The sequence below is a fragment of the Nocardia brasiliensis ATCC 700358 genome (assembly GCF_000250675.2).
Taxonomy (GTDB): domain Bacteria; phylum Actinomycetota; class Actinomycetes; order Mycobacteriales; family Mycobacteriaceae; genus Nocardia; species Nocardia brasiliensis_B.
This window is the reverse complement of sequence record NC_018681.1, coordinates 6,142,608-6,162,155: the sequence shown is the minus strand read 5'-3', so window position 1 is coordinate 6,162,155 and position 19,548 is coordinate 6,142,608. Positions and strand designations below refer to the sequence as shown.

The window sequence follows — 19,548 nt, the reverse complement described above, 5'->3', positions numbered from 1 at the left end:
TCTCGCGCCGGAGCCGGAGTCGGCGAAAATCGGTGGCGGCGCATGCCGGTGTGCTGCCACGCTTCGTCCATGGTCGACAAGGTCTTCACCGACGCACGGCTGGCCGCGCTGTACGACCTGTTCAGTCCGGCCGACGAGCGCGCCGATCTCGAGTTCTACCTGCCGTTGCTCATGCGCGCGCCGTCCGTGCTGGACCTCGGCTGCGGCACGGGCACACTGCTGCACCGGGCACGGGCGGCCGGGCACACCGGACGGCTCTGCGGCGTGGATCCGGCCCCGGGGATGCTCGAGGTGGCACGGTCGCGCGGCGATATCGAGTGGGTGCTCGGTGATATCGGGGCCGTGCGGGACCGGCGGTTCGACCTCGTGGTGATGACCGGGCACGCGTTCCAAGCCCTGGTGGACGACGAAGAACTGCGGTCCACCGTCGCTACCGTCGCCGCGGTGCTGCCGGAGACCGGCAGTTTTGTCTTCGAAACCCGCAATCCCGCTGTGCGGGAATGGGAAACGTGGGATCGCCGATACTCGGGGGAGGTCACCGACCACACCGGTGCGGTCGTGCGGTGCGTGTGCGAGGTGCGCGAGCCGGTGGGGGGCGATCTCGTCTCGTTCACCCACATCTTCAGCAGCGCGAGGTGGGCGCGACCGGAGGTCAGCCGTTCCACGTTGCGGTTCCTCGACCAGGCCGGGTTGGCGGAGCTGCTGCGCGGGGCGGGACTGATCGTCGCCGAACAGTTCGGTGACTGGGATCGGCGGTCACTGACGCAGGACTGCCCGGAGATCATCACTGTCGCGCGACATCCTCGAATTCGACCTCACGCCACATAAAGAGGCGTGCCGGGACATGACAGTGGCGGCGTCCCAGGGGCCGCCGCCACCGCTGCCGTGCGATCTAGTTACGAGTTGTGGCTACGGATTTCAGCACGACGTTGCTGACCGGCGCACCGTCCGAACCGCCCTGCGCACCCGCGGCGGCCACCGCCGCCAAGACGTCCATGCCCGCGGTGACGTGGCCGAACGGGGTGTAGTTCGGCGGCAACTGGCTGTCCTGGTAGACGAGGAAGAACTGGCTGCCGTTCGTGTTCGGGCCCGCGTTCGCCATCGCGACCGTACCGGCGGGATAGGTTGCGCCGGCGAGGTTCTCGTCCGGGAACTTGTAGCCGGGACCGCCCATGCCGGTGCCCTGCGGGTCACCGCATTGCAGCACGTAGATGCCTGCCGTGGTGAGCCGATGGCACTTGGTGTTGTCGAAATACTGCTCGTTGGACAGGAACGCGAACGAGTTGACCGTGCGCGGTGCGCGCGCCGCGTCCAGCGTGAGTTGCACGTTGCCACAGGTCGTGTCGAGCGTCGTCGTGTAGGTCGCGCCGGTGTCGATGGCCATGCCGGGTTCGGCGGGCCACTGCTTGCCGTTCGGCGCCACGGCCGCATCCGCGCACTGCGCGGGTTGCTGCGTCCGGACACTCCAGGTCTGCGCGGAAACACCACCGCTGGCGAACGCCGCCAACGCGGCAGCGACCGCTGCCACACCGACCATCCGTAGGACCCCACGCGGTACCCCGAACCGCCAACCGTGCTTTCCGCTGTCGCTCTGCCGCCCCTGGACTTCGCTGCTCACCGCTAGAAATCTCCTTCGATCGGGTTGCGCACCGGACGATGCCGTGCCGAATCATTCCATCTCCCCGCCCAGAACGGGCCTGGACGGTGGTGATCGGCCGGAAAACATCCGACGACACCCACCCCAACAGTGCTCGCGCTGTGCCGGCCCGGGCCGGCTGGTGCCGTCCGATGAAGTCGACCCACGCCCGCCACGAGGATCGGTGATCGCGCCGGTCGGCCAACCACTCGTGTCGCGTTCGCGGGCAGCGTGTCTTTTCCCAGGTCGTGGTTGCCTGCAATGGGTTTCCTGCGAGGTTGGCAGGGTTCAGGGGCGGCGGATGCGGCGGTAGGTGGGGGCGGCGGTGGTGGCGGCCGCGAGTTCGGTGGCCAGCCAGTCCATGTCGGCGTCGGTGAGCGCGGCGGTGGTGATGCGGAGGTGGTCGGTGGGCGGGAGGGGACCGACGATGAACGGGCCGCCGGGGGCGGCTTTGATGCCGGCGGCGGCCAGCGAGATCATGGCGGCGTTCTCGTCGGCGACCGGCAGCCACAGGTTGATGCCGTCGGCGCGGGCGACGGTGACGCCGCGCCTGCCCAGCGCGCGGCGCAATTCGGTCGAGCGCCTGCGATATTCGGTGCGGGCGGCAGTGACGGCGTGGACCGCGTGCTCGTCGTCGAGCATGCTGAGCAGCACCCGCTGTAGCAGCCTGCTCGTCCAGCCCGCACCCAGCATGCGGCGTTCGATCACCGGATCGAGCAGTTCGGCGGGCCCGCCCACGGCGGCCAGACGCAGGTCGGCGCCATGCGATTTCGAATACGAGCGGATATGCACGGTGTGGCCGGGGAGCCTGCTGCCCAGCGAACGCAGTGGGGCGGCGGCGATTCCGGCGGAGTGGTCGTCCTCGAGCACCAGGGTGCCGGTGCCCCGCAGCACGTCGGCGAGTTCGCGAATGCGCCGCGCGGTGATCGAGACACTCGTGGGGTTCTGCGCCCGCGGTTGCAGGATCAGCGTCGTCGCCCCGAGCGTGCTGACCGCTCGATCGAGTTCACCGGGCAGCAGCCCGGATTCGTCCATCCGCACCGGTATCGGTCGCGCCCCGAGCCCGGCCAGCAGATCGAGAAACGGTGGGAAACAAGGGTCTTCGACCGCGACCGCATCGCCGAGCCGCACATGCGCCGTCAGTATCCGGTCGACCGCGTCCAGCGCACCGTCGAGGATCGCGAACCGCTCGGCCCGAAACGGCCAGTCCGCCCGCACCTTCGCCGCCAACTCGGGCAATACCGCTTCGCCGAGATAGTCGGCCCCGAGGTCGCTCGCCCCGTCCCGGGTGAGCCGCCGCAACGCCGCGCCGAGGTCCGGCAGCAGTTCGGGATCCGGCGTGCCCCGCGACAGATCGACCCGAAAAGCGCTGTAAGACGGCGGATGTAAGCGCTGATAACGCCCACCCGTCATCGCGGCAGGCCCACTGCCTGCCGTGCTCACGAACGTCCCCGCCCGTCCCCGCGCGACGATCACCCCCGCTGCGGCCAGCGCCCGCCAAGCCTGATTCACCGTCGCAGGCGAAACCTTCCACTCCCGCGCCACCTCCCGCACCGTAGGCAGCCGCGCCCCCGGCCCCAACTCCCCGGACCGGATCAACCGGCTCACCGCCGCCGCGATCCCCGCCGCCGACCGATCCGTCAATTCCGCAATGAACACCCCCGCACCCCCCACCGGCTCAACGCTCACACCCACCCCCTCCCAACCCCCCACACATCCCGTCCCCCCACGCCCACGTCATCCACACAACACCCATCCGGCACCCCCAAACACGCACGCCAGCCGCACACCCACCCGGCACCCCAAAACATGCACGCCAGCCGCACACCCACCCGGCACCCCAAAACATGCACGCCAGCCGCACCCTGCCCCACAGCCGCACCCCTTCCGCCTTCCCGCACCCTCGCTGGCATGCTGCAGGGGATTTGGGCACGCTGGTGCCGGGCTGAGTTCCTCGTAAGCCTGGTGCGGCCAGTTGTCCGCTGCCGCCCGACGTGCACAGCAGGACGGACGCACCCCTTCTGTCTTCCCGCACCTCCTGCGGCATGCCACAGTGGGTGCGAAGCCCCAGCGGGGGTGCGTCCTCCCTGGAACGGCTTCGCACCCCTGCCGCGTGCAACCGCCCTGCCCCGCGGTCCCGCGCACATTTTGTCGTCCCGCGCGCGTGTCGGTTGAATGACACGCGCGCGGCGTGCCAAAAGGTGCGCGGCGTGCCAGGAAGTGCGCGGCGTGCCAGGAAGTGCGCTGCTGACCGAGAAGTGCGCGGTGTACCGAGAAGTGCGCGGTGTACCGAGAAGTGCGCGGCGCGCCCGGAAGTGCGCGGCGGAGCAAAAGGTGCGCGGCAGTGGTTGCACTGGGTCGGCAGGTCCGGCAGGCGCGTTGCTGCAGGGGATTTGGGCACGCTGGCGCCGGGCTGAGTGCTTCGTGAGCCTGGTGCGGCCAGTTGTCCGTCGCCGGCCAGGGCGCACAGCAGGACAGACGCACTCCTTCTGTCCTCCGGTACCCCCTGCGGCATGCCACAGTGGGTGCGAAGCCGCAGAAAGGGTGCGTCCTCCCTGGAACGGCTTCGCTTCCCCTGCCGCGTGCAACCGCGCTGCCCCGCGGTCCCGCGCACGTTTTGTCGTCCCGCGCGCGTGTCGGTTGAATGACACGCGCGCGGCGCACCAAAAGGTGCGCGGCGTGCCAAAAGGTGCGCGGCGCACCAAAAGGTGCGCGGCGGAGCAGAAGGTGCGCGGCAATGGTTGCACCGGGTCGGCAGGTCCGGCAGGCGCGTTGCTGCAGGGGATTTGGGCACGCTGGTGCCGGGCTGAGTGATTCGTGAGCCTGGCGCGACAGTTGTCCGCCGCTGGACAGCGTGCAATGCAAGACCGACGCACCTCTTCTGTCTTCCCGCACCCCCTGCGGCATGCCACAGGGGGTGCGAAGCCGCAGAAAGGGTGCGTCCTCCTTCGAACGGCTTCGCGTCCGCCATCCGCGAACATGCCCACCGCGCCTTGCCAACCCGTGAACGGGCCCGCCGTGCTTCGCGGATCCGCGAACAGCCCCGCCTCGCTTCGCGGACCCGTGAACAGCCCCGCCTCGCTTCGCGGACCGTGAACAGCCCCGCCGCGCTTCGCGGACCTGTGAACAACCCCGCCTCGCCTCGCGGACCGTGAACAACCCCGCCGCGCTTCGCGGACCGGTGAACAACCCCGCCTCGCCTCGCGGACCGGTGAACAACCCCACCACGCCTCGCGAACCCGTGAACAACCCCACCACACCTCCCCAACCCGCCAACAACCCCACCGCACCTCCCCAACCCCGCACACGGACCCGGGGGTGGGTGGAGGGTGGGTTCGGCTTGCTCACATGGTCATTCTGCGTTGGGGGCGGGGGCCGAGGGGCAAGGTTTACGGCAACGAAATTGTTTCCGCAATTCTGTAACACAACCGAATTGGTCGGGAGTGAAGTATAACAAAGCATGGGAATCGTTCGAGCGGCGCTCGTCCAGACCAACTGGACCGGCGACAAAGAGTCCATGATCAAAGCGCACGAGGATTACGCACGGCAGGCGGCCGCGCAGGGCGCGAAGGTGATCTGCTTCCAGGAGTTGTTCTACGGCCCGTACTTCTGCCAGTTGCAGGATGCGAAGTTCTACGAGTACGCGGAGTCGGTGCCGGGCCTGACCACGGACCGATTCGCCGCGCTGGCAAGGGAATTGGGCATGGTGATGGTCCTGCCGGTGTACGAGCAGGAACAGCCGGGCCTGCTGTACAACACCGCGGCGGTGATCGACGCCGACGGCACCTATCTCGGCAAGTACCGCAAACATCATATTCCGCATGTCAACGGGTTCTGGGAGAAGTTCTACTTCCGGCCGGGCAATGTGGGCTGGCCGGTGTTCGATACCGCGGTCGGCAAGGTCGGCGTCTATATCTGTTACGACCGGCATTTCCCGGAGGGCTGGCGCGCGCTGGGCCTGGCGGGCGCCGAGATCGTCTTCAATCCTTCGGCGACGTCGCGCGGCTTGTCGGCTTACCTGTGGAAGCTGGAGCAGCCCGCGTCGGCGGTGGCGAACGAGTACTACATCGGCGCGATCAACCGGGTCGGTATCGAGGAGTACGGCGACGACGACTTCTACGGCACCAGCTATTTCGTCGATCCGGAGGGCAAGTTCGTCGGGGAGGTCGCCTCCGATACCGACCCGGAGCTGGTCATCCGCGACCTCGACCTGGACCTGATCAAGACGGTGCGCGACCGGTGGGCGTTCTATCGCGACCGCAGGCCCGACGCCTATGGCCCGCTGGTGGCGCCCTGAGGCCGGTGACACTCCCATGACGCTGACATTCATCCACGGCGGCACGGTGGTCTCGGCCACCGGTTCGCAACTGCTCGATGTGCTGGTGGACGGTGAAACCATCGCTGCCGTACTGCAACCCGGCACCACGACGCTCGGTGCGGACCTCGCCGCGACCGCCGATGTCGTGCTCGACGCGACCGGCAAGTACGTGATTCCCGGTGGTGTGGACGGGCATACGCACATGCAGATGCCGTTCGGCGGCACCGAGGCCTCGGACACGTTCGAGACCGGCACCCGTGCGGCCGCCTGGGGCGGCACCACCACGATCGTCGATTTCGTGGTGCAGACGCCGGGGGAGCGGTTGCAGGACACGCTCGGCGCCTGGCATCGGAAGGCGGACGGCAAGTGTGCGGTCGACTACGGCTTCCACCAGATCATCGGCGAGGTGAACGACGAATCCCTCAAGGGGATGAGCGAACTGGTGTCGGAGGGTGTCACCAGTTTCAAGCTGTTCATGGCCTATCCGGGCGTCTTCTATTCCACCGACGGCCAGATCCTGCGCGCCATGCAGGCGGCGGGCGATCTCGGCGCGCTGCTGATGATGCACGCGGAGAACGGGATCGCCATCGACGTGCTGGTCGAGCAGGCCATCGCCCGCGGCGACACCGCCCCGTACTTCCACGGGACCAGCAGGCCGTGGCAGATGGAGGAGGAGGCGACCCATCGCGCGATCATGTTGGCGCAGTTGACCGGTGCGCCGCTGTACGTGGTGCACGTGTCGGCGAAGCAGGCGCTGGAGCAGATCGCGACCGCACGTGGCAACGGCCAGAACGTGTTCGGCGAGACGTGTCCGCAGTACCTGTACCTGTCGCTCGAAGAGCAGTTGGGCGCACCGGGTTTCGAGGGCGCCAAATGGGTGTGCTCGACGCCGCTGCGGGCCAGGGCGGAGGGTCATCAGGACGAGCTGTGGCGCTACCTGCGCACCGGCGATGTGACCACGGTCAGCACCGATCACTGCCCGTTCTGCATGAAGGACCAGAAGGAAATGGGCGTCGGCGACTTCAGCAAGATCCCGAACGGGATCGGCGGCGTCGAGCACCGGATGGATCTGATGTTCCAGGGCGTCAAGAGCGGCCGGATCTCGCTGGAACGCTGGGTCGAGGTCTGCTGCACCACGCCCGCGCGCATGTTCGGCATGTATCCGCGCAAGGGCGTGATCAGTCCGGGCGCGGACGCCGACATCGTGGTCTATGACCCCAACGGGCACACCAGCATCGGGCTCGGCAAGACCCATCACATGAACATGGATTATTCGGCGTACGAGGGTTTCGAGATCGACGGTCACGTCGATACCGTGCTGTCGCGCGGCCGGGTGATCGTCGACGCCGGCGAGTATCGGGGCAGCGCCGGGCACGGCCGGTTCGTCAAACGCGCGCTGTCGCAGAACCTGATCTGATCCCGCGGCTGGCGCGCCCAGCCGCATCCGACTTCGAAACGGAGCGTGCCGCATGGACATCGGTGTGGTGCTGCAATGCACGCCGCCCGCCTCCCGGGTGGTCGAACTGGCCCGGCAAGCCGAAACACACGGCTTCTCCCACGTCTGGACCTTCGACTCCCATCTGCTGTGGCAGGAGCCCTACGTCATCTACAGCCAGATCCTGGCGGCCACCAGGAAGGTCGTCGTCGGCCCGATGGTGACCAACCCGGCCACCAGGGACTGGACCGTGACCGCGTCCACCTTCGCGACGCTGAACGACATGTTCGGCAACCGCACCGTCTGCGGGATCGGCCGCGGCGATTCGGCGGTCCGCACGCTCGGCGGCAAACCGAGCAACCTGGCGACGTTGCGCGAATCCATCGAGGTGATCCGGGAACTCGGCAACGGGCGCAGCGCCCGGGTGGACGACACCATCGTGCGCTTTCCCTGGGCCGCGAGTTCCCGGCTCGAGGTGTGGGTGGCCGGATATGGTCCGCGCGCACTGGATCTCACCGGCGAGGTAGCCGACGGATTCATTCTGCAGCTGGCCGACCCGGATATCACCGCGTGGACCATCGCCCGGGTGCGGGCCGCCGCCGAACGGGCCGGTCGCGATCCGGGCGCGGTGCGGATCTGTGTCGCCGCACCGGCTTACGTCACCGACGGGTCGGCGGCCGCGCTGGCGCACGCCCGCGAGCAGTGCCGGTGGTTCGGCGGCATGGTCGGCAACCACGTGGCCGATATCGTCGCGAAATACGGGACGGGCAGCGATGTTCCGGCCGCGCTCACCGAATACATCGCGGGCAGGCAGGGTTACGACTACAACCAGCACGGCCGCGCGGGCAACACGCACGCGGAGTTCGTCCCCGACGCCATCGTGGACCGCTTCTGCCTGCTCGGCACGCCCGACGATCAGCTGGCCCGGCTACGCGAGCTGGAGAAACTCGGCGTCGATCAGTTCGCGGTGTACCTGCAGCACGACGCGAAGACGGCCACGCTCGAGGCCTACGGCGAATCGGTGCTGCCCCGGCTGGCGCACCCGGTGACCGCCACGGAGGGCGCTTGATGCCGCCGTGGTCCGCTGAGCGGTCCGCGGGCTACCCGGTGCGCGCCGGTTCGAGTACATCTGCGGTGCGGGTGACCGGCGTCGACGGTATCGCACACCGGCGCGGCCGCCGGTTCGGCCGGGGATCGGCGCCGGCCGGCGTCGGTCTTCGTCCCCGCCGGCCGGGCGGCCGTTGCGTGGGAACGGCGGTACGAGGGCGCGCTGTGCCGACGGGAATGTGGGGGTCGCTGCGCTGGAGCGGTGACCGGCGGGGCCGAATCTGGCCGTGCGAGTACGTGAGCGAGGTTCGATGAGGGGTAGTTGGGTGCGGACCGGCTATGCGGTAGCCGTGTTCGTTCTGGTCGTCGGGGTGTGGGAGCTGGTCAAGTTCGCGGTGCCCGAACAAGGGGTAAGCATCGGCGAGCAGCGGATCCTGCCGCGCACGGGTGACGGCGCGTTGCCGCACGTGTGGTCGGTGGTGACGGTGCTCGGCGAGCGCGACGGCGCCGGCACGGTGGGCGGAACATTGTTGCGCACAGCGGGATTCACCTTGGGACTCGCCTTGCTCGCGCTGGCGATCGGGGCGGTGGTCGGGGTGCTGCTCGCCGTGCTGATGCAGCGCTTCGCCTGGGTGGAGCGCGGGCTGCTGCCCTATATCATTGTGTCGCAGACGGTTCCACTGATTGCCCTGGCGCCGCTGGTGGCGGGCTGGGGCGGCAAGATCGTGATCGCGGGCGAGCCGTGGCGGCCGTGGATGAGTATCGCGGTGATCGCGTCCTATCTGGCGTTCTTCCCGGTGGCGGTCGGCATGCTGCGCGGTTTGCAGGCCCCGTCGAAGGCATCGGTGGAGCTGCTGCACAGCTATTCGGCTAGTTGGTGGGAAACGTTGGTGCGCTTACGTTTTCCCGCCGCCGTGCCGCATCTGCTGCCCGCGCTGCGGTTGGCCGCGGCGGCGTCGGTGATCGGTGCGGTCGTCGCCGAGATCTCCACCGGCACCGCGGGCGGCATCGGCCGCCAGATCATCGTGTTCGCCCAGCAGGCCACCGGCGACGCGTCGCGGCTGTACGCGGCCGTGCTCGCCGCGGCCCTGCTCGGCGTCGTGATCACCGCCGTCGTCGGCCTCGCCGAACGGTCGCTGCGGCGTTACAGCCGGCCGCCCGGTTCGGTCGACGCCGCGAAGGCCGGCCGATGACCGCCCCGCCTGCTCGACACTCATCTGCAACCAGGGCGGTGTCGCGGGCGACGACAGCACCGGCGGTCCGCTGCGCGGGGCACGCGCAGAGCCGTAGCCGACCGACCGGCGCGATCGAGCCCGCGCCCGGCGAGCGCCGTCCGATGCCCTTGGGCGCGAAGGCATTCGAACCGGAGCCGGTGCACCGCAACGACCGCCTGCACGGATGGGCAGGCAGCTTTTCAGGAGGTATCCATTGACCGCCAAAGCAAGACCGGCCGTCGCCACCGCGGCGCCGGACCCGGCGGACGAGCAGGTGGGTGCCGCCGATCTCGCCGAACCGGCCACCCAGCGGCTCGCCGCGGTCGAACTCGGGCATGTGGGCAAGATCTTCGCCGCGGGCTCGGTCACCGCGCTGTCGGACGTCTCGCTCACCGTGGCCGCGGGCGAATTCGTGTCGCTGATCGGCCCTTCCGGCTGCGGTAAGTCGACCCTGCTGCGGATCGTCGCCGACTTGGAGCAGCCGACCAGCGGAACCGTGACCGTGCACGGCAAGAGCGCGCGGCAGGCCCGGCTCGATCAGGACTACGGCATCGCGTTCCAGCAGTCCGGCCTGCTCGACTGGCGCACCGTGCAGGCCAATGTCGAACTGCCGCTCGAATTGCACAAGGTACCGCGCGGCGAACGCCGTTCGCGCAGTGCGGAACTGCTGGAGCTGGCCGGGCTGAGCGAGTTCGCCAAGCGCTATCCCGCCGAGCTGTCCGGTGGCATGCAGCAGCGGGTCGCGATCGTGCGGGCGCTGGCGACCAAGCCGTCGCTGCTGCTGATGGACGAACCGTTCGGCGCGCTCGACGAGATGACGCGCGAGCGGATGCAGACCGAACTGTTGCGGATCGCGGGGGAGACCGAGGCAGCGGTGGTGTTCGTGACGCACTCCATCCCGGAGGCGGTGTTCCTGTCCGATCGGGTGGTGGTGATGTCGCCGCGGCCGGGCCGGATCACCGAGATCGTGCCGACCGGCGGCTGGGGCCGTCGCGATGCCGCCGCGGCCGCCGACGATGTGCGTTCCAGCGCGGCATTTTTCGAGGCGGTGGCCGCGGTACGGGAGGCGCTGCGCGGCGGGCCGGGCGATACCGGCGCGGTCGCGGGTCGGGACGTGCGATGACATCCTGGAAGACGCTGCTGCCGTGGCGAATAGTGCTGCCGCCGTTGCTATTCGGTGTCGGCGGACTCCTGCTGTGGCAGCTGCTCACCACCGTGGCCGGGGTGCCCTCGTTCCTGCTGCCCGCGCCGAGCGCGATCGCGAGCGAGTTCACCGCGAATTTCGACCGCATCTTCGACGCGTCGACCGCGACCGGCACCAACGCGCTGCTCGGCCTGCTGGCCGGCGGCGTGCTCGGCATCGTCGCCGCGATCGTCGCGGTGCGGTTCCAGTTGGTGGACGGCCTGCTCACACCGCTCGCCGCCGCGGCGGCCGCGGTGCCGATCGTCGCCCTTGCGCCGCTGCTGAATTCGATGTATTCGACGACGACCGACACCCCGCGCCGGATGGTCGTCACCATCGTCGTGTTCTTCCCGATGTTCGTCAGCACGGCGCGCGGCCTGCGTCAGGTGCCGCAGGTGCACACCGACCTGATGACCTCGTACGCGGCGGGCGGCTGGCAGGTCACCCGGACGGTCCGGCTGCCCGCGGCGCTGCCGCACCTGTTCACCGGCCTGCGCATCGCCGCGCCCGGCGCGGTGATCGCGGCCGTCATCGCCGAGTATTTCGGCGGCCTGCAGAACGGGCTCGGCAGCCGGATCACCTCGGCCGCCGCCAATACCGCCTATCCGCGCGCGTGGGCCTACGTGGTCGGCGCCATGCTCGTCGGCCTGCTGTTCCTCGCCGCCGTACTCATCCTCGAACAACTCACCCGTAGACCCCGCAGCACCCTCTGGAGCACCCGATGACCCGATCCACCAAGCGATTCCGTGCCTGTCTCGCGCTGGTCACGCTGGCCGCGGCCGCGCTGACCGGCTGCGGCACCACCGACGGCGGCTCGACCACCACGGCCGACGGCCTCACCAAGGTCCGGCTGCAGTTGCAGTGGTTCAAACAGGGCCAGTTCGCCGGTTATCTGGCCGCGGTCGATCAGGGCTTCTATAAGGAGCAGGGACTGTCGGTCGAAATCCTGGACGGCGGAACGGATATCGTCCCGCAGACCGTGCTGGCGCAGGGACAGGCCGACTACGCGATCGCCTGGGTGCCCAAGGCGCTCGCGTCCCGCGAGGCAGGGGCGGGCATCACCGAGGTCGCGCAGATCTTCCAGCGCTCGGGCACCAAGCAGGTGTCGTTCAAGTCGGAGAACATCGCGGGCCCCGCCGCGCTGCGCGGCAAGACGGTCGGGAACTGGGGCTACGGCAACGAGTTCGAGCTGTTCGCGGGCATGACCAAGGCGGGCATCGATCCGGCGAAGGACGTCAAGCTGGTACAGCAGCAGTTCGATATGAACGCGTTCCTTGCCAAGGACATCGCCGCCGCCCAGGCCATGTCGTACAACGAGTACGCCCAGCTGCTGGAGACGAAGAACCCGGCGACCGGAAAGCTCTACACCGCAGACGATTTCACCACCATCGACTGGAACGACCAGGGCGTCGCGATGCTGCAGGACGCGATCTGGGCCAACACCGAGAAGTTGCAGGACCCGAAATATCAGGAGCAGACCACGAAATTCGTCGCGGCGTCGCTGAAGGGCTGGGCCTTCTGCCGCGACAACGTCGACAAGTGCCGTGACATCACCGTCGCCGCGGGCGCCACCCTGGGCGCGTCCCATCAGCAGTGGCAGATCAACGAGGTGAACAAGCTGATCTGGCCCTCGCCCGCGGGCATCGGCATGGTGGACAAGGCCGCGTGGGATCGCACGGTGCAGATCGCCAAGGACACCAAGAACCAGGAGGGCGTCACGGTCCTGAAGAAGGACCCGGACGCGAGCGCGTACACGAACGAATACGTCACCAAGGCACTGGAATTGCTGAAGTCCGGTGGCACCGACGTGACCGGTGCGGGCTACGCGCCGAGCCCGGTCACGCTGAACGAAGGAGGCAAATAACTTGGTAGATCACGTCTTCTATCCGTGGAGCGCGCAGGCCGAGCTGAATCCGGTGCCGATCACGGGTGCCTCCGGCGCGTATTTCTGGGACGACCAGGGCAACCGCTACCTCGACTTCTGCTCGCAGATGGTCAATGTCAATATCGGGCACCAGCATCCGGATATCGTCGCGGCGATCGTCGCGCAGGCGCAGGTGCTCACCACCATCTCGCCGACCATGGGCAACGAGGTGCGCAGCGAGCTGGCCCGGCTCATCGTCGAGCGGGCGCCGGGTGACCTGAACCGCATCCTGTTCACCACCGGCGGCGCGGAGGCCATCGAGCACGCGGTGCGGCTGGCGCGCAGCTTCACCGGCCGCACCAAGATGCTGTCCGCGTACCGCTCCTATCACGGCGGCACCGGCACCGCGATCGGTCTGACCGGGGAGCCGCGGCGCTGGGGCGCGGAGCCGACGAACGTCGACGTGGTCCGGTTCTTCGGGCCGTATCCCTACCGATCCCCTTGGGGCACAAGCTCTCCCGAGGAGGAGACGGCCGCCGCGCTGAACCATCTGCGACAGGTGATCGAACTGGAAGGCCCGCAGAACATCGCGGGCCTGATCCTGGAGACGGTGGTCGGCACCAACGGTGTGCTGATCCCGCCGCCGGGCTACCTGGCGGGCGTGCGCGCGCTGTGCGACGAGTTCGGCATCGTCTACATCGCCGACGAGGTGATGGTCGGCTTCGGCCGGATCGGGGAGTGGTTCGCCGTGCGCGCCTTCGACGTCGCGCCCGACCTCATCACCTTCGCCAAAGGCGTGAACTCGGGCTATGTTCCGCTCGGCGGCGTGCTCATCGCCGAACGGATCGCGCAGCGCTACGACCACACCGTCTATCCCGGTGGGCTCACGTATGCGGGACATCCGCTGGCTTGCGCGGCCGGGGTCGCTTCGATCGGCGTCTTCGAACGGGACGGCATCCTCGAGCACGTGCGCTCGGTCGGCGCGGACGTGCTCGGAAAAGGCTTGCACGAGTTGGCTTCCCGGCATCCCAGCGTCGGCGAGGTGCGCGGGCTCGGCTTCTTCTGGGCGCTGGATCTGGTCCGCGACCCGCAGACCCGGGAGCCGCTGGTTCCGTTCGCTGCCGCGGGGGCGGCCGCGGAGCCGATGGCGAAGGTGACCGCCGCCGCGAAGGCGCGGGGGCTGTGGCCGTTCAACGCGGGCAACCGTTTTCAGATCGCGCCGCCGCTCACCACCTCGGCGGACGAACTGCGCCTCGGCCTGGAGATCGTCGACGAGGTCCTGGAGGTCGCCGACGCCTACGTGCGGTGAGTGGTCCGCGCGGCGTCCCCGCCGCGCGACCGTTTCCCGCTACATTCGAGCAGTCCCGTCCCGGAAGTCTTCCAGGAGCCGGCATGACTGATACCGCAGCACGGCCCGAGCTCGAACCGGCCGCCGACCACCGCCCGCCGCTCGCGACGGCGTGGCTCACCGTCCTCGGCGCGCTCTCGACGGCCGTGCTGCTGTTCGCCACGAGCCGCTACGACTACTTCGGCGACGAGCTGTATTTCCTGGCGGCGGGTCGGCACTTCTCCTTCGGCTATGCCGATCAGGGGCCGGTGCTGCCGCTGCTGGCCCGGGCGATGGACACCCTCGCGCCGGGCTCGTTCTTCGTACTGCGGCTGCCTGCCGTCGTGCTCACCGTGCTGGCGATCGTGCTCACCGCGGCGATCGCGCGCGAATTCGGTGGCGGGCGAACCGCGCAGCTCGGTGCCGCGATCGCGTACGCGACCTCGCCGTTCCTGCTGCTGCAGGGCAAGATGCTGACGACCAACGCCGTGGACACGGCGCTGTGGGTGATCATCACCTGGCTGGTGGTGCGCTGGGTGCGCACCCGGCGCGACGGCCTGCTGCTGTGCGCGGCCCTGGTGACGGCGGTCGACATGCAGGTGAAGTGGTTGATCCCGTTCTTCTGGCTCGCGGTCGCGGTGACCTCGCTGGTCTGCGGGCCGCGCGAGCTGGTGCGCAGGCCGCTGCTGTGGCTCGGCGGCGCGATCGTGGTGCTGGCGACGGTGCCGACCCTGATCTGGCAGGCTCGCCACGACTGGCCGCAGCTGGCGATGGGCGAGGTGATCAGCGGCGAGCAGGGGATTCTCGGCGGCAGGCTGATGTTCGTGCCGCTCGCCGTGCTGACCGCGGGTTATCTGGGCGCGGTGGTGCTGCTCTACGGCGTGTGGGCGCTGCTGCGCAATCCCGGGTTGCGTCCGTACCGATTTCTCGGCTGGACCCTGGTGCTGCTGGTCGCGATCTTCCTGGTGATCGGCGGCCGGATCTACTACGTGGCCGGAATGTACGGCGTGGTGCTGGCCGCGGGCGCGGTCGGGTTGGTCGAGCTGGCGCGGAGTGTCGGCGCGACCGGGCGACGGGCCGCCGTCGCGGCGGGGGCCGCGCTCGCGCTCGCGGCGACGATATTCGTGCTGTGGTCGACGCCATGGCGCGACGCATCGGCGATCCGCCCGCCCGCCGACGACGCCGAGGCCGCGATCAACATCGGCGTCTACGGCGAATTCGGCTGGACCGAGCTGACCGACGCCGTCACCGGGGTGGCTCGGTCGCTACCGCCCGCGGAGCGCGCCGGCGCGGTGATCGTCACCGACACCTATTGGCAGGCAAGCGCATTGGATCAATTCGCCCGAGACGAACTGCCGCCTGTCTACAGTCCCAGCCGGGGCTACGGCTACTTCGGCACGCCGCCGGACGACGCGACGGTGGTGATCGCCGTCGCGCTCAACGAGGCCTTCCTGCGCTGGGACTTCGAGCACGTCGAGCCGGTCGCCAAGGTCGACTCGCGGATCGGCTACCCCGGCAACACCCAGAACGTCGTCGTCTGGAAGTGCGCCGGGCTGCGCCATCCGTGGTCGCAGGTGTGGCCGACGCTGATGCACCTGTAGCGGACGGGATCAGCGCTGCTCGTCCGGTTCCCGGAACACCGCCAGTGCGGCGGGACGGCTGGCGAAGGCCAAATGCTTTGCCCGATGGTTCACTTCGCCGTCGGTGGCCAGCGAGACCGGTGCGCCGTCGACCTGCACGTCGAGCCGCGCGACGCGGCGGTGCACGTAGGTGGTCGAACGGTCCAGGGTGCCGGTGAACGTGGCCCAGATCAGGCGCGCGCGCGAAAAGCGAAGGTCCGCACGCAGATACCGGATGTCCATGGTGCCGTCGTGCAGCCGCGGCCGCGACATCGGGATCTGATCGGCCGGATGGTAGGCGCCGTTGCCGACGAACAGCATCCACAGCGCGCTGCGCTTGCCATCGATCTCGGCATGCAGCGGGGCGGCGCGGAACAGCACGCGCAGCATCGCGAAACCGGCCGCGGGCCATTTGCCGATCCGGCGTTCCCACCGTTCCCGCAGGCGCACGAAGTCCGGGTAGCCGCCGAGGCTGGCAGTGTTGACGAACATCCGGTCCTGCTCGTCGTCCAGCTGGACGCGCGCGGTGTCGACGAGCACGACCTGGCCGGAGTCGAGTGCCGTGAACGTGGTCTCCGGATTCTCCACGCCGATATCGCGAGCGAAGTGGTTGAGCGTGCCGCCCGCGAACACCGCCAGCGGAAGGCCGTGCTGCACAGCGGTTTCCGCGAGCGCCGAGACGGTGCCGTCACCACCGAGCACGCCGAGCGCGGTGACGCCGTGCCGCCGTACCCGGTCCTCGATCGCCGCGTCCAGATCGCCGTCGCCGACCTCGAGCACCTGCGCCTCGGGCAGCCGTTCGCGTAGCTGATCCAGCGATTCGGTGCCGGTGCCGCTGCCCGAGGCCGGGTTCACCACCAGCAGCAGCCCCCGCCCGGCGGGCAGCGGCTCGAGCCGTTTCGCCGGGCCCAGCGAGGCCGGTTCGTCCGCGCGCACCGCCCACCAGCGGCGAGTGGCCAGCGCGACACCGGAACCGAGCGCCGCCCCGACCACCACGTCGGAGGGCCAGTGCACGCCGATGTGCACGCGCGAGTACGCCACCGCCGCGGCGACCGGCGCGAGCACCGCGGCGGTCGCGGGCGACTCCAGTGCGACCGCGGTGGTGAAGGCCGCCGCGGAAGCGGAGTGACCCGACGGGAAGGACGAGGACCGCGGCGGCTTGACCAACCGGCGCAACTCGGGCACCGCGTCGACCGGCGGCCGCCGGCGCGGGAACAGCGGTTTGGCGACGCCGTTGGCCAGTGCGCTGGCCAGGCCGACCGCCACCAGCCCGCGTACCGCGCCGCGCCGCTGCGCGCGGCCGCCCGCGACGAAAAGCCCTGCGGCGACGGCCATCCAGAGCTTGCTGTGGTTGGCGCTCGAGCTGAGATCGCGCAGCAAATCGTCAGCTGGGCTCGGCGGAATCTGGGCGGCGTGCTCGACGAGCCTGCGGTCCAGTGCGTTGATCGAAATACGTCTGTGCGGCATCGAGGCGAGTGTATCCAGCGACGCGGCGCTCAAACGGTGTCGCCGCGCACCGTCCACCGCACCGGCTCGGTAGCCTGCCGGTATGACTTCCGGGCAGACCGAGATCTGGCACAACCCGCGGTGCACCAAGAGCCGCAACGCCACCGCGCACCTGGACGAGGCGGGCATCGAATACAAGGTGCGGCGCTACCTCGACGAGCCGCCCACCGCCGAGGAACTGCGCGCGGTGCTGGCCCGGCTCGGCGCCGAACCGTGGGAGATCACCCGCACCGGCGAGCAGGTGGCCAAGGACCTCGGCATGGCGCAGTGGGGCCGCACCGCCGCCGACCGGGACCGGTGGATCGCGGCGCTGGCCGAACACCCGAAACTGATCCAGCGACCCATCGTGCTGACCGCCGACGGCGGCGCGGTCGTGGCCCGCGACGAAGACACGTTGCGCTCGCTGGGCTGATCTGACCCGGCCCCACCGAATTCCGGGGCCCTACCGGGGCGAATCAGGCGGTAGGGTCGCCATTCATGAAGGTACAGTTGCGCCACAACCCGGCCTCGACCATCGCGCGGTGCTTCCTCGCGGGTGGCGAGCCGATGCGGGTCGAGAGCGGCGCCATGGTCGCCCACTCGGCGGGAGTCACGTTGCAGGCCAAGGCCGAAGGCGGCATCTTGGCGGGGCTGAAGCGGTCGGTGCTGGCGGGTGAATCGTTCTTCGTCTCCACGTTCACCGCGCCGCAGCAGGGCGGCTGGGTGGACGTCGCGCCCGCGCTGCCCGGCGACATGCTGAACCTGCAGATCACCCAGGACCGGCCGTTCTTCATCAGCCGCGGCGGCTGGATCGCGAATTCCCATGGCGTGCAGGTGGAAAGCAAGTGGGGCGGTTTCGCGAACCTGTTCGGCGGCGAGGGCGGCTTCGGTCTGCGTGCGCACGGCGACGGTGAGATCGTGGTCGGCGTGTTCGGCGCGATCGATGTCATCGATCTGCAGCCGGGCGAGCCGATCACCATCGACACCGGGCACGTGGTGGCCTACGACCTGTCGATGAACTTCACCATCCGGCGCGCGGTGGTCGGGCGGTCGATCCAGTCGATGAAGTCCGGCGAGGGCTTCGTGTTCGACTTCGTCGGTCCGGGCCGGGTGCTGCTGCAGACCCGCAACCCCGGCGCGTTCGCCGCGTGGGCCAGTTCGGTAGCCTCCTCCGGATAACCGGGCGGCGACGGCCTGCGTTCACGCGATCTTCAGGTGCTGGACATGTCGGTCGTCAATGCTCCGGTGCCCCAATTGATAGCGCCAACGTTCGGAGAATCATGGAATTGCTCGAGGTCGTCGCCAACATCTTCACCAACATCCTGTCGCTCGGCAGCGGCAGCGCGGCCTGATCGCGCAGTCGGAGTAGGGGTGCGCGACCGCGCACTCAGGTGAGCAGGTCGTCGACGAGGATCCGGGTGTCCGGCACGAAGGGCCAGTCCGGATCGGCCAGGTGGGCGCGCAGTTGCGCATCGGTCCACCACCACCCGTCGGCGATCTCCTCCGGCTGGTGCCGGATCGGTCCGTCGGAGCGGATCTCGTAGGCGAACAGGTGGCAGCGCATCGGGCGTCCCTGCCACTCGCCGTCCCAGGACACCTTGCCGACCGGCTCGGCGGGCAACGCCACGCCCGTGATGCCGAGTTCTTCGGCGAGTTCGCGTACCGCCGTGTCGCGCGGCCTTTCCGCCGGTGCCACCACGCCGCCCGCGAGGCAGTCGTGCATGCTCGCGAAAACCATCTTGGTGTCGGTGCGCCGATGCACGTAGATCCGGGTGCCGTCGCCGGAGCGGACCAGTACGCCCGCGCTGGCGTGCCAGAGCCCGTCCCGGTACACCTCGGCCCGGTCGGCGGCGCCGACCGGGTGACCCGCCGCGTCGTAGACGGCGATCATCTCGGACTTCTGCTGGACCCGTTCGGCTGCCACCGCTCGAGGGTAACGTGAGCGCAGCAGGCTATCCGCAGAGAGGATCGCGCACATGGTGCTTCCCCGCACGCTGGCGAAATTCAACCGATCCGTCACCAATCGCGTCGCCGGGCTGTTCGCGGGCCGGGCGCCCGGGTTCGCCATCCTGCAGCACCGCGGCCGAAAGTCGGGGCGGCTCTACCGGACCCCGATCTCGATCTTCCACACCGACGACGTGTATCGCATCGCCATGACCTATGGGCGCGAGGTCGACTGGGCCAAGAACATCTGTGCCGCAGGCGAGTTCAGCGTCGAGACGCGTGGTCACGTGCTCGACCTGACCGACCCGGTGGTGCACCGCGATCCCACCGCCGCGTGGGCCCCCGTGGTAGTGCGGCCGTGGCTGCGGGTGCTGTCGGCCGAGTACTACGTCGAGGCTCGCGCCATAGCCCGCTGAGCCGCTCGCTGCCGCCGAAAGGCTTGCGCCGCAAAACTTGTCGGTGCCTCCCGATACACT

At 69.2% G+C, this 19,548-nt stretch carries 17 protein-coding genes; 13 read left to right on the top strand and 4 right to left on the bottom strand.

Features of this window, described 5'->3' with window-relative positions; all coding sequences use genetic code 11:
• Positions 1-69 precede the first annotated feature (69 nt).
• Positions 70-828 carry a class I SAM-dependent DNA methyltransferase gene (locus O3I_RS27120; RefSeq protein ID WP_014986200.1) on the top strand — a complete coding sequence of 253 codons (759 nt, stop codon included), beginning with the start codon at positions 70-72 and terminating at the stop codon, positions 826-828.
• A 64-nt stretch (positions 829-892) separates the two neighbouring features.
• Here O3I_RS27120 and O3I_RS27115 read toward each other — a convergent pair whose 3' ends face one another.
• Complete coding sequence (locus O3I_RS27115) at positions 893-1,618, bottom strand: peptidylprolyl isomerase (protein ID WP_237748137.1); 726 nt, start codon at positions 1,616-1,618, stop codon at positions 893-895.
• A 306-nt stretch (positions 1,619-1,924) separates the two neighbouring features.
• A complete protein-coding gene (locus O3I_RS27110) occupies positions 1,925-3,325 on the bottom strand; it encodes a PLP-dependent aminotransferase family protein (RefSeq protein ID WP_051067021.1) in 1,401 nt (466 codons plus the stop codon).
• Positions 3,326-5,096: 1,771 nt separating this feature from the next.
• On the opposite strand from O3I_RS27110, the gene O3I_RS27105 reads away from it, so the two are divergent.
• The 9 genes from O3I_RS27105 to O3I_RS27065 all read left to right on the top strand — a co-directional run bounded on the left by O3I_RS27105 (position 5,097) and on the right by O3I_RS27065 (position 15,625).
• Positions 5,097-5,933 carry a nitrilase-related carbon-nitrogen hydrolase gene (locus O3I_RS27105; protein WP_014986197.1) on the top strand — a complete coding sequence of 279 codons (837 nt, stop codon included), beginning with the start codon at positions 5,097-5,099 and terminating at the stop codon, positions 5,931-5,933.
• A 16-nt stretch (positions 5,934-5,949) separates the two neighbouring features.
• Positions 5,950-7,371, top strand: coding sequence for a dihydropyrimidinase (gene hydA / locus O3I_RS27100; RefSeq protein WP_014986196.1), 1,422 nt, complete (start codon positions 5,950-5,952; stop codon positions 7,369-7,371).
• A 52-nt stretch (positions 7,372-7,423) separates the two neighbouring features.
• On the top strand, positions 7,424-8,458 hold the full coding sequence (locus tag O3I_RS27095) for a TIGR03842 family LLM class F420-dependent oxidoreductase (RefSeq protein WP_014986195.1): 1,035 nt from the start codon (positions 7,424-7,426) through the stop codon (positions 8,456-8,458).
• A 289-nt stretch (positions 8,459-8,747) separates the two neighbouring features.
• Positions 8,748-9,629 carry an ABC transporter permease gene (locus O3I_RS27090; RefSeq protein ID WP_051066767.1) on the top strand — a complete coding sequence of 294 codons (882 nt, stop codon included), beginning with the start codon at positions 8,748-8,750 and terminating at the stop codon, positions 9,627-9,629.
• A 235-nt stretch (positions 9,630-9,864) separates the two neighbouring features.
• The gene (locus O3I_RS27085) at positions 9,865-10,773 is read left to right on the top strand and encodes an ABC transporter ATP-binding protein (RefSeq protein ID WP_014986193.1); all 909 of its coding nucleotides are present in this window, start codon (positions 9,865-9,867) and stop codon (positions 10,771-10,773) included.
• A complete protein-coding gene (locus O3I_RS27080; RefSeq protein ID WP_051066766.1) occupies positions 10,770-11,558 on the top strand; it encodes an ABC transporter permease in 789 nt (262 codons plus the stop codon). The genes O3I_RS27085 and O3I_RS27080 overlap by 4 nt, the downstream gene beginning before the upstream one ends.
• Positions 11,555-12,697 carry an ABC transporter substrate-binding protein gene (locus O3I_RS27075; RefSeq protein WP_014986191.1) on the top strand — a complete coding sequence of 381 codons (1,143 nt, stop codon included), beginning with the start codon at positions 11,555-11,557 and terminating at the stop codon, positions 12,695-12,697. Before O3I_RS27080 ends, O3I_RS27075 begins: the two co-directional genes overlap by 4 nt.
• A 1-nt stretch (position 12,698) precedes the next feature.
• Positions 12,699-14,006 carry an aspartate aminotransferase family protein gene (locus tag O3I_RS27070; RefSeq protein WP_014986190.1) on the top strand — a complete coding sequence of 436 codons (1,308 nt, stop codon included), beginning with the start codon at positions 12,699-12,701 and terminating at the stop codon, positions 14,004-14,006.
• 83 nt (positions 14,007-14,089) lie between these two features.
• Entirely contained in the window at positions 14,090-15,625 is a 1,536-nt protein-coding gene (locus O3I_RS27065; RefSeq protein ID WP_014986189.1) for a glycosyltransferase family 39 protein, read from the top strand.
• Positions 15,626-15,634: 9 nt separating this feature from the next.
• On the opposite strand, the gene O3I_RS27060 is transcribed toward O3I_RS27065, so the two are convergent.
• Positions 15,635-17,110, bottom strand: a complete 1,476-nt coding sequence (locus O3I_RS27060; protein ID WP_041564430.1) for a bifunctional phosphatase PAP2/diacylglycerol kinase family protein — start codon at positions 17,108-17,110, stop codon at positions 15,635-15,637.
• An 82-nt stretch (positions 17,111-17,192) separates the two neighbouring features.
• On the opposite strand from O3I_RS27060, the gene O3I_RS27055 reads away from it, so the two are divergent.
• Together O3I_RS27055 and O3I_RS27050 are read left to right on the top strand one after the other, a co-directional pair.
• Positions 17,193-17,561: an arsenate reductase family protein gene (locus O3I_RS27055; RefSeq protein ID WP_014986187.1), complete on the top strand. Its 369-nt coding sequence runs from the start codon at positions 17,193-17,195 to the stop codon at positions 17,559-17,561.
• A 65-nt stretch (positions 17,562-17,626) separates the two neighbouring features.
• Positions 17,627-18,307, top strand: coding sequence for a TIGR00266 family protein (locus O3I_RS27050; protein WP_014986186.1), 681 nt, complete (start codon positions 17,627-17,629; stop codon positions 18,305-18,307).
• A 208-nt stretch (positions 18,308-18,515) separates the two neighbouring features.
• Here the strand turns inward: O3I_RS27050 and O3I_RS27045 are convergent, their stop codons facing one another.
• Positions 18,516-19,019, bottom strand: a complete 504-nt coding sequence (locus O3I_RS27045) for an NUDIX hydrolase (protein ID WP_014986185.1) — start codon at positions 19,017-19,019, stop codon at positions 18,516-18,518.
• Between the two features lie 85 nt (positions 19,020-19,104).
• Here O3I_RS27045 and O3I_RS27040 point away from each other — a divergent pair, with 85 nt between their 5' ends.
• Complete coding sequence (locus O3I_RS27040) at positions 19,105-19,488, top strand: nitroreductase family deazaflavin-dependent oxidoreductase (protein WP_014986184.1); 384 nt, start codon at positions 19,105-19,107, stop codon at positions 19,486-19,488.
• The last annotated feature ends 60 nt before the right edge of the window (positions 19,489-19,548 follow it).

Coding starts and splice junctions, on each gene's coding strand:
- O3I_RS27120 (WP_014986200.1), top strand. CDS start 70: ATGGTCGACAAGGTCTTCACCGACGCACGGCTGGCCGCGCTGTACGAC.
- O3I_RS27105 (WP_014986197.1), top strand. CDS start 5,097: ATGGGAATCGTTCGAGCGGCGCTCGTCCAGACCAACTGGACCGGCGAC.
- hydA (WP_014986196.1), top strand. CDS start 5,950: ATGACGCTGACATTCATCCACGGCGGCACGGTGGTCTCGGCCACCGGT.
- O3I_RS27095 (WP_014986195.1), top strand. CDS start 7,424: ATGGACATCGGTGTGGTGCTGCAATGCACGCCGCCCGCCTCCCGGGTG.
- O3I_RS27090 (WP_051066767.1), top strand. CDS start 8,748: ATGAGGGGTAGTTGGGTGCGGACCGGCTATGCGGTAGCCGTGTTCGTT.
- O3I_RS27080 (WP_051066766.1), top strand. CDS start 10,770: ATGACATCCTGGAAGACGCTGCTGCCGTGGCGAATAGTGCTGCCGCCG.
- O3I_RS27075 (WP_014986191.1), top strand. CDS start 11,555: ATGACCCGATCCACCAAGCGATTCCGTGCCTGTCTCGCGCTGGTCACG.
- O3I_RS27065 (WP_014986189.1), top strand. CDS start 14,090: ATGACTGATACCGCAGCACGGCCCGAGCTCGAACCGGCCGCCGACCAC.
- O3I_RS27060 (WP_041564430.1), bottom strand. CDS start 17,110: ATGCCGCACAGACGTATTTCGATCAACGCACTGGACCGCAGGCTCGTC.
- O3I_RS27055 (WP_014986187.1), top strand. CDS start 17,193: ATGACTTCCGGGCAGACCGAGATCTGGCACAACCCGCGGTGCACCAAG.
- O3I_RS27050 (WP_014986186.1), top strand. CDS start 17,627: ATGAAGGTACAGTTGCGCCACAACCCGGCCTCGACCATCGCGCGGTGC.
- O3I_RS27045 (WP_014986185.1), bottom strand. CDS start 19,019: ATGATCGCCGTCTACGACGCGGCGGGTCACCCGGTCGGCGCCGCCGAC.
- O3I_RS27040 (WP_014986184.1), top strand. CDS start 19,105: ATGGTGCTTCCCCGCACGCTGGCGAAATTCAACCGATCCGTCACCAAT.